9 protein-coding genes and 1 pseudogene are annotated in these 7,413 nt (G+C 37.4%); 5 read left to right on the forward strand and 5 right to left on the reverse strand.

Going from position 1 to position 7,413, the window contains the following annotated elements; all coding sequences use genetic code 11:
• Positions 1–232: 232 nt before the first annotated feature.
• Entirely contained in the window at positions 233–1,243 is a 1,011-nt protein-coding gene (locus VLZ86_RS14090; protein ID WP_325452441.1) for an LLM class flavin-dependent oxidoreductase, read from the reverse strand.
• A gap of 490 nt (positions 1,244–1,733) precedes the next feature.
• Here VLZ86_RS14090 and VLZ86_RS14095 point away from each other — a divergent pair, with 490 nt between their 5' ends.
• Positions 1,734–1,961, forward strand: coding sequence for a CDGSH iron-sulfur domain-containing protein (locus tag VLZ86_RS14095; RefSeq protein ID WP_129016243.1), 228 nt, complete (start codon positions 1,734–1,736; stop codon positions 1,959–1,961).
• A gap of 131 nt (positions 1,962–2,092) precedes the next feature.
• Here the strand turns inward: VLZ86_RS14095 and VLZ86_RS14100 are convergent, their stop codons facing one another.
• Both VLZ86_RS14100 and VLZ86_RS14105 read right to left on the reverse strand, forming a co-directional pair.
• The gene (locus VLZ86_RS14100) at positions 2,093–2,527 is read right to left on the reverse strand and encodes an AraC family transcriptional regulator (RefSeq protein ID WP_325452444.1); all 435 of its coding nucleotides are present in this window, start codon (positions 2,525–2,527) and stop codon (positions 2,093–2,095) included.
• Between the two features lie 190 nt (positions 2,528–2,717).
• A complete protein-coding gene (locus VLZ86_RS14105; protein ID WP_325452446.1) occupies positions 2,718–3,089 on the reverse strand; it encodes a hypothetical protein in 372 nt (123 codons plus the stop codon).
• Positions 3,090–3,289: 200 nt separating this feature from the next.
• On the opposite strand from VLZ86_RS14105, the gene VLZ86_RS14110 reads away from it, so the two are divergent.
• Positions 3,290–3,439, forward strand: a complete 150-nt coding sequence (locus tag VLZ86_RS14110; protein ID WP_190246199.1) for a hypothetical protein — start codon at positions 3,290–3,292, stop codon at positions 3,437–3,439.
• A 131-nt stretch (positions 3,440–3,570) separates the two neighbouring features.
• On the opposite strand, the gene VLZ86_RS14115 is transcribed toward VLZ86_RS14110, so the two are convergent.
• Together VLZ86_RS14115 and VLZ86_RS14120 are read right to left on the reverse strand one after the other, a co-directional pair.
• Positions 3,571–4,251: a DUF2490 domain-containing protein gene (locus tag VLZ86_RS14115; protein ID WP_325452448.1), complete on the reverse strand. Its 681-nt coding sequence runs from the start codon at positions 4,249–4,251 to the stop codon at positions 3,571–3,573.
• Between the two features lie 89 nt (positions 4,252–4,340).
• On the reverse strand, positions 4,341–4,781 hold the full coding sequence (locus VLZ86_RS14120; RefSeq protein ID WP_325452451.1) for a PepSY-like domain-containing protein: 441 nt from the start codon (positions 4,779–4,781) through the stop codon (positions 4,341–4,343).
• A gap of 195 nt (positions 4,782–4,976) precedes the next feature.
• Here VLZ86_RS14120 and VLZ86_RS14125 point away from each other — a divergent pair, with 195 nt between their 5' ends.
• The 3 genes and pseudogenes from VLZ86_RS14125 to VLZ86_RS14135 form a co-directional block, all read left to right on the forward strand.
• Entirely contained in the window at positions 4,977–5,648 is a 672-nt protein-coding gene (locus VLZ86_RS14125) for a response regulator transcription factor (RefSeq protein ID WP_325452452.1), read from the forward strand.
• Entirely contained in the window at positions 5,648–6,916 is a 1,269-nt protein-coding gene (locus VLZ86_RS14130) for a HAMP domain-containing sensor histidine kinase (RefSeq protein ID WP_325452454.1), read from the forward strand. Before VLZ86_RS14125 ends, VLZ86_RS14130 begins: the two co-directional genes overlap by 1 nt.
• A 91-nt stretch (positions 6,917–7,007) precedes the next feature.
• Positions 7,008–7,413: pseudogene (locus tag VLZ86_RS14135) on the forward strand (SdiA-regulated superfamily protein); the annotation flags it as partial.

The raw sequence follows: 7,413 nt of genomic DNA on the forward strand, positions 1-7,413 counted from the left end.
GACATCTGTTGGAACAGAAATTCCTAAATCGGTTAAACTTTTTTGCAGGCGATCATTAATCCCTAAATCTGAAAACTGTGATGACATAAATTATATTTTGCGCAAAGATAACCACACTTTTACACGGAATCACTGCTTTTAGTTGATTAATACGCCCAGCTACACTGATAAGTGTCAGGTAGTACGGAATAGATCTTTATTTAAATCGCCAATACTGAAGCCTATTAACGGGCTATTCGGCATTTAACTCATCCATGATTTCCGCAAACAACTCGTAAGATCGGATCCGATGGTTGATGTCATAAATATTGGTCACAGCAATCAACTCGTCCGCTTCGGTGTTCTCCAAAAAGTCCCTCACTTGGGCTTTCACCTTTGCCTTGCTTCCCACAAAAGAGTACTTTAACATTTGATTCACCTGCGGGTGTTGCATGATTTCCCTAAACTCCTGGGTCATGGCCGTTGGAGGTTGCATATACTCCCGTTTGCCGGTAAAAATTCCCAAAAACATTCGGATCAAAGAAGTGGCATAACTTTCCGCTTCCTCATCGGTATCCGCAATGATAATATTGACACCTGCCATGACATAAGGTGCCTTTAGGCGGTCTGACGGTCGGAATTTCTCTCTATAAATGGCTGTGGCCGCTTCCAGATGAATGGTGGCAAAGTGGCTGGCAAAAGCATAAGGCATACCTTTACTGGCCGCTAAATGCGCACTGTCTGTGCTCGAACCTAAAATATAAATGGGTACGTCTACCCCTTCCGCCACGGTAGCTCTAATTTTAGAACGGGCATTGTCAACAGAAAAATACTGCTGGATGTCTTCAATATCTTTTGGAAACGAATGTGTGGCCTGCATAAAATCAGAACGAATAGCGATGGCAGTTTCTCGGTCCGTTCCCGGAGCTCTTCCTAAACCCAAATCAATACGATTGGGATATAGAGCCCCCAAAGTTCCAAACTGTTCCGCAACAATTAAGGGTGAGTGATTGGGCAGCATGATGCCCCCAGAGCCTACGCGAATGGTTTGGGTGCCTTCAGCCACATAGCCAATAAGTACTGTAGTAGCACTACTTCCAATATTCACAGCATTATGATGTTCTGCCAACCAGAAGCGAGTATATCCAAATTCTTCAACCTTTTGGGCCAGTTTAAGCGAATTGTTAAAAGTTTCTTTGAGACTATGCCCTTCAGAGACCAATGCGAGCTCTAAAACGGAATATTTGGTATGTAATGATTTCATATATGATAAGATATTTGTAAGAATAGAACCTCAAAAAAGGTGCTATTGACGAATTTACAGTATTAATTTCAGTTGAGCTGTTAGCACAATGTTAATCCTTGACAGGTTAATTCAACATTTCATCCTAATTCGCTTTTTGTTCACCACTATTAAAACACTGATTTACACGTTCCAATTGATCTTGTCAATCCGGAGGTTTAAGGTGCCAATGGTGGTAAATTCCTTAATTCAAAAACTTAATGTAGTTTAGCGCCATGTCTGAAATAACTGAGTTGTAGTGTGAATTTGACAGAAATTGCACGCGATTTTCAGAAAACAACTTAAGAGTTGACTGTGAGCGATAAGTACATCAAAAAGATAACCTTAAAGATGAAAACCGAAATAGTTGCGTTTAAGCCAATCTAGAACTTTAATTAATTTAACGAACAATCCTAAATAATAATAATAATAATAATAATAATAATAATAATAACCAATAAATAAAAACCCTATGAGTAAAACAACCTTAAAAGTAAACAACAACGGTTCGCTAAGAATAGAAGGCGATTTTCAAATAGTCGATAAAGATGGAAATGCTTATGACCTTGGTGGTCGTGATGTCATCTCGCTTTGTAGATGTGGCTTATCAGCAAACAAGCCCTTCTGCGACGGCTCACACCGTAACCATTTTGAACATGATGCTGTCGCTTTCGCATTACCTCCAAAACCAGGATCGTAGATAGATTTTAATAAAACCAATCCAGCTTAAGTCACCATCAAGGACCTCGAAACCAGTCCAACTGTTACGGGCGGACAAGTTTGCAATATTTGAAGAAGAAATAACCTTTTCAGATCTATGCAAGCATCAGGCTAAAACCCTTGGGCGTGTATAAAATTAGACCTTAAATCCCTTGGACTTTCACCTTTAAGATGTTTAAACGTCCGATTAAAGTGACTTAAGCTTTCGAATCCACTTGGATAGGCAATCTGTTTAATCGGCGTTTCTGTAGTCGTTAAAAGCTGACAAACCTTTTCGATCCGCGCAGCATTCAAAAAAGTAACAAACGAATTTCCAACCGACGATTTAAACCATCTACAAAAAGACTGTGGCACCATATGTGTCCGTTCTGCCATCATATTTAACGTAAGTTTTTTGTCCAGATTTTCAAGGATATAAGTAATCGCCACCTTAACCTTAAATTTCTGCAGACTATTTGTGGCGTTTAATTTATAGACTTTTGACGACAATCCCACACAATAATCACCATACAAAATCTTGTTTAGCAGATTTATAAGCGCGCCCACTTGATGTACCAATTTAACTCCATAAAAACCGGTTAATGTCTCAAAGAAAGCTGCACTTGGACACTTTGGAGGAATGGCAAGTCAACCCGTATACGGGCAATTACATATAAATGCTAAAGGTGAATTACCGCTTCCGCCTTATTGTTTTGTCATTTTAAAACCATAGTTCTTTGCTTTTAGGGCAATAGAATTATTTGTTTTGTAAGTCTTTGACATCTTCATTGGCTAATACAAGTTCGTTGATTAGCGTAGTCAATTGTACCCCAGCGGCAGTAAGTGCAGTGGCATTAGTTTCAATTAAGAGATTGATTTCAGTTAATTGGGCTTCTTTTTCAGCGTCCGTACGCCCCAATTTGAAACTCTGGATCTCTGCAAGTTGGGCACTCAAACTTTGTTTCTGTTTTTTCAAATGATCCAACCTAACGCGTTGGTTCCGGATGCTGTTTTCTATAGTGCATACTTTGTGAACAATGGTCAAACTGTCCAATTGTCTTTTATAATCAATTTGTGCGACTGAGGTTATTGAATAAAACAATAAGATCAATACAATATATGCTTTCATTTTAGGTGATATTTATCAACCTGCAAAATTATACAATTTCCTATGCTTAAAAAGTGATTTGCTAGGTATTTTCAAGTGATACTCAAAGTTTTAGGACAAAGATCGTAACATGGATTAAAAACCCTTGGTATTACTGATAATAATCATGTTTTTTGATACCTTTATACTATAGTTTTACCAAAAATCAAAACAAAATAAACATGTATCAACCTTTACTTTTAGATGCCAACTGGAACAACGGTGTCTTTATGATTGTCATTTTTGCAATAGTTTGTGTCACTTTGGTGGGCATTCTCATTAACTTTATGATGAGTGGTAAGAAAAAAGAGGATTCAGATACCCCTGAATAATTTCAATTTTCTTGTTTAATCGGCTTTGATCGTGGCAGCAATAGTTTTCCATCTCGTTTGGAATGATAAAGATGCCGCTAAATTTTTATGCCTTAATTTTAAACAAAAACCCTGACGAGTATTGATTCGTTCTAGAGGGTGATTCCCAAGTTCACCAATAAGAAGAGCTCATGGATTAGATCCTGTGTATAATCTTCCAATTGGTACTCTGAGCCCACTTCAAGTTTAGTTTTATAATTTATCGACCATCCTATCCGTACTCCCAATCGTTGCTCAAATTCTGGTTTTTGGGAGTTCGCCAGTTCTAAAAGACATTCAGTTTCGGCTTTTAGGTAAGGTTGGGACGATTTTCCTTCAGATAGTGGAAATGTATACCCCAACCGATATCTCATTCGGTGTTTGGTCTCTGATGCGTAAAATCGTTGCTCTACTTTAAAACGATGTTTGGTGTTGAATTTTGAATTATTTGGGGTATAAACAAACTGTTCCTGAAGCCTAAATTCATTTTCTTCATCCCGATCAAAGGCTTGTTCTATTCGGTATTGTAACCCAAAACCCAAGGCGTATTCGAGATGAACCTGGAATTCTGACCTATGGGACAGATCAATTTGTTTGACCTGATAGTTCATCTCGCCCTCTCTATAAATGATGTTCCTATTTTCAACTCCAAAACTCTGGGAGTAGTTTGATGATATTTGATAGGATATCTCTATTGAGGGTTCAAAATAAGCTTTAAATTGTGCTTGTGATTTTAATGTAAAAAACACCACAAAAGCGGCGATAATGATAAAATGGGATCGGGTTTTTGCCATGTGGTTTTTCAAATTGATAAAAAAGGGACTGGAAACTTGTTCCAATCCCTTTCACTACTAATTACTAATCAACTTCACTTTGAAAAAAATCAGTCTTCTATATCACTTAATAGGCTACCTGAAGCATCTACAATAAGCTTTCGCTCTTTAGACCAGCCCTTTTCGATTTCCACTTCATAAGTTTTCTTACCCGCTTCTTCACGGACTTCTACAGAGTCAATTTTATAATCGGCATATTTCGTCTTAACGGCAGAAGCAACTGCGGATGGCAATTCAGCTTCAGAAATTTCTATTTTTGATTTGATAATTTTTCCTTCGGCGTCATACCAAACGTCATGATCCATTTTATTGATTTCGAACTCCACCTTAAAGTGGTCCCCTTTCTTTTCCCATTCCACATCCGTAACATTTGTATAGGATGAATTGAAAATGGATTGCAAATTTTGGGGTACTTCATCTGTTTTTAAATCTTGTGCACTTACTGCTGCTGTGGCAAACAATAATAGTGCGGCTATTTTTAAATTTTTCATCATGTATCGTTTTAAATTATAAACAAAGAAAGTATTGAAAACTGGAATGAATTAGGAATTAAGTACGATCATTAGTTAAGTTTTTCCTAAAACTAATGCACCTTAACGTCCATCGCAGGATTCTTTTTCTTTATTTTAGAGGCATTCCCAAATGATTTTAGATTTCAGTATTACAATTGCCAAAAATACCCTAAGATGAAACTGCTGATTATAGAAGATGAACCTGAGATGCTGGAGAATATGGCGCAAACTTTGGAGCGCGAGCATTACATTGTAGAAACAGCTTCTAATTACAAAACGGCACGGCAAAAAATTGCAGTTTACGATTATGATTGTATTTTGTTGGATATCAATCTTCCGGACGGTAATGGGCTTGAACTTTTAAAAGAATTGAAATTAAGCGGAAAGGATGAAGGCGTCATTATCGTGTCCGCAAAGGATTCTTTAAACGACCGATTGGAAGGTCTCAATTTGGGAGCAGATGATTATTTGCCTAAGCCTTTCCATATGGCGGAATTACATGCCCGAGTAAAAGCGGTTCTTAGACGGCGCCATTTTGATGGAAACCCACAAATCCATATCGGAAACGTGTGCATCCATCCTGAAAGCAGACAGGTGACCATCGACACTAACGACATTGTGCTTAACAGAAAGGAATATGATATATTAATGTATCTCATCACTAATAAAACAAGATTAGTAACCAAATCGGCCTTGGCAGAGCACGTTTGGGGCGATCATATTGATCAATCCGATAGTTTTGATTTTATTTATTCGCAAATCAAGAACCTGCGCAAAAAACTGGAACATGCCAACATCAGCATTGAGGCCGTATATGGCGTAGGCTACAAACTAGAGATCCTCTAATGAAACTGCTCAACCATACCTCAAAATACCTCGCCATTCTTTTAGTGCCACTCCTCACTATTTGGGCATTTATTTTCTATTATGCCATGCTCGATGAAATTTATGACAGCCTGGATGACGGTCTTGAAAATCAAAAAATATTGCTGTTGCAAAGGTTGCCTACCAATCCTGAAATACTTGAACATACTGATCTCGATTTGTGGAATTACGCGATAACGCCCATATCAAAACAGCAATTTAAAAAATTTAAAGAGCGCAATTCAGATACTTTAATGTACATGCTTAATGAAAAGGATTTTGAACCTGTCAGGGTCTATGAAACCAGCTTGGCCTATAAGGATCAGTATTATAAGGTAAAGTTCATCACCTCAATGGTGGAAGAGGATGATTTGATTCAGGATTTGGTAGTCTATTTGATAGTTCTCTATGCCTCACTAATAATCACTATTGTCGTTCTAAATAACTGGATGCTTAAAAAAATATGGAGACCCTTCCATAGCTTGATGGCGCAATTACGCGATTTCCGAATAGAAAAAAACCATCATATAAAAACCATGGATACTTCTATTGAAGAATTCCAACTTCTTAATACTTCCGTCACCACACTTATTGAACAAAGCAGAGCGCGTTATTTGGAACAGCAACATTTTATTGAAAATGCGTCACACGAGTTACAAACCCCTTTAGCCATAAGCATCAATAAATTGGAACTATTTCTTGAAAACACCAATTTACCTGAAGATGATGTTAAGACCATGGCTTCTATTTTGGACAACCTTGGCCGATTGACCAGACTAAACAAGTCTCTGCTCCTACTTTCAAAAATTGAAAACCGTCAGTTTATCGATGAGGAAGTGATTGATTTTAATCGTCTGACTGTCGAGATCATTGAGGATTTTGAAGATTTGGCTACCCATAAAAATATGGACTTGCATTTGGAAACGGTGGCAGATTTGAATTTTCAAATGAATAAGGACCTCGCGGTCATTCTATTAACGAATCTCATCAAAAATGCCATTGTTCACGGAAAAAGGAATACTACCGTTACGATAGAAATTCATATAGACAACATCTCTATACGTAATGATGGAACTTTAGAGGCTTTGGATAGCCGCATTATATTTTCAAGATTTAAGAAATTGAGTACCAATAACAAATCTACGGGACTTGGTTTAGCTATTGCAAAAGCAATTTCAGAAAAATATGGGATTTCCTTGGAATATTTATATTTGGAACAGCACGTATTTAGGTTGGTGTTTCCTAAGTAGTCGTTAAAATTGTATTAAATACCAGCCATCCCATTTCTATTCCCAAATGTTTTCAGATTTAAAGCAGACCTTTGACATAGAAAATATAATTATGAGAAAATCCAGTCTTTTTGTTGGTCTTTTTGTTGCAATTTTAATTGGAATAGGAGTTATAGGTTTTTCCAGAGTGAGCCAAGCGAATGCCGAAATCACTGAAGGAAGTGATAACTATACGATTTCTGAAACTTGGAAATTGCCCGCAGAATTAAATGAAATTAGTGGCATCGTTTGGATTGATGACCATACCCTTGCGTGTGTTCAGGACGAAAATGGTGTTATTTACCTGTATGACCTCGATGAAAAATCGATTACAGAGGAAATACCCTTTGCTGGAAATGGTGATTATGAAGGTATTGCCCTTCACGACTCCAATTTATATGTGATGCAAAGCGATGGTTTGTTGTATGAAATAAAAGATTGGAGCCAAACTGATAGAACCATCAGTTCCTATCAAACCG

The organism is Gelidibacter sp. (assembly GCF_035515035.1).
Taxonomy (GTDB): Bacteria; Bacteroidota; Bacteroidia; order Flavobacteriales; family Flavobacteriaceae; genus Gelidibacter.

Coding starts and splice junctions, on each gene's coding strand:
- VLZ86_RS14090 (WP_325452441.1), bottom strand. CDS start 1,243: ATGAAATCATTACATACCAAATATTCCGTTTTAGAGCTCGCATTGGTC.
- VLZ86_RS14095 (WP_129016243.1), top strand. CDS start 1,734: ATGAGTAAAACAACCTTAAAAGTAAACAACAACGGTTCGCTAAGAATA.
- VLZ86_RS14105 (WP_325452446.1), bottom strand. CDS start 3,089: ATGAAAGCATATATTGTATTGATCTTATTGTTTTATTCAATAACCTCA.
- VLZ86_RS14110 (WP_190246199.1), top strand. CDS start 3,290: ATGTATCAACCTTTACTTTTAGATGCCAACTGGAACAACGGTGTCTTT.
- VLZ86_RS14115 (WP_325452448.1), bottom strand. CDS start 4,251: ATGGCAAAAACCCGATCCCATTTTATCATTATCGCCGCTTTTGTGGTG.
- VLZ86_RS14120 (WP_325452451.1), bottom strand. CDS start 4,781: ATGAAAAATTTAAAAATAGCCGCACTATTATTGTTTGCCACAGCAGCA.
- VLZ86_RS14125 (WP_325452452.1), top strand. CDS start 4,977: ATGAAACTGCTGATTATAGAAGATGAACCTGAGATGCTGGAGAATATG.
- VLZ86_RS14130 (WP_325452454.1), top strand. CDS start 5,648: ATGAAACTGCTCAACCATACCTCAAAATACCTCGCCATTCTTTTAGTG.